Annotated in this window: 1 protein-coding gene; it reads right to left on the bottom strand. The window is 38.0% G+C overall.

The genetic code is table 11. The features are described 5' to 3' along the window. Positions 1–4 precede the first annotated feature (4 nt). A protein-coding gene (locus HZY94_RS00700; protein ID WP_179924547.1) for an IS630 family transposase occupies positions 5–1052 on the bottom strand; the annotation gives its coding sequence in 2 pieces (ribosomal slippage) (positions 5–616 and positions 618–1052; 1047 coding nt in all). Between the last annotated feature and the right edge of the window lie 40 nt (positions 1053–1092).

Here is a 1092-nt window from a genome sequence, read left to right on the forward strand (position 1 = left end):
ATACTCATTCAAATTCAAAATCTGAAAAAATCCATTCTCTATGGACAATAGATTTAAGGTCAGACCAATGCAAACTTTGAATCACTTCTTGTAGTTTATCAATCACGTCCTCAAGTGTTTTAAAGGCTTTATTTTTAAACCCTCTTTTACGAATCTCAGCCCACACCTGTTCGATTGGATTCATCTCAGGAGTGTAGGGCGGAATGAATTCAAAACCAATGTTACTTGGTTTCTCTAGGGTACGTGATTTATGCCAAACCGCATTATCCATTACCAATAAAATGTAATCATTCGGATAGGCTTCCGATAACTGTTTTAGAAATTCATTCATCCAATCCGTATTGCATCCACCACCAATCATGAAGAAAGACTCTCCAGTGTGAGAATCAACAGCACCATAACAGTACCGAAATTCTCGAATATGATGACTGTGGACCTGTGGCCGAAGTCCTTTGGGAGCCCACGCTTTGCCCATTTTACTGATACGACCGAATCCTGCCTCATCTTGATACATCAAACGAATTTTATTATAACGTCTACTGTGTTTAAAGCGCTTTCTTGTCTTCTTGAAAGTAGATTTTATTTTTAGACGCTGAAATGGTTTTAGCGTCTGCTTTCTTCGGATGTTCTGGTCTAGGTGTTACCTTACGCCAACCATGGCGTTTCAAAAGTGCGTAAAAACCCTCTCGAGTTGTTTCCTTCCCGACTTTGATTTGATAGGCTTTGTGAATCTGACTAATTGTCACAAATTCACCAGAGGCACTAGCCTCGAGTTGCTCCTTTAAGAACTCTTTTTCTTCTTCATAGGTAAGGTAAGCGGCACGACGACCTCCGCGTTTATCTTGAATCAGTGCAGAAATCCCTTCTTGTTCATATTTCTTGACTAAGCGCCAGATAGTATCATGAGATAACCCAACTAATTCAATGATAGACTTATAGGGCATTTTTTGGGAACGGAAATAGACTGCTTGAATACGGTTGTGATAAGCAGAAAGTTGTTTATTTTTGAGAGCTGATTTTAATTCATTAATTTGATCTTGTGTGAATTCCATAATATCTATTATAATTCAGATTTTGATTTTTGTTAAGTAT

This window comes from Streptococcus danieliae (assembly GCF_013415245.1).
GTDB classification, from domain to species: Bacteria; Bacillota; Bacilli; order Lactobacillales; family Streptococcaceae; genus Streptococcus; species Streptococcus danieliae_A.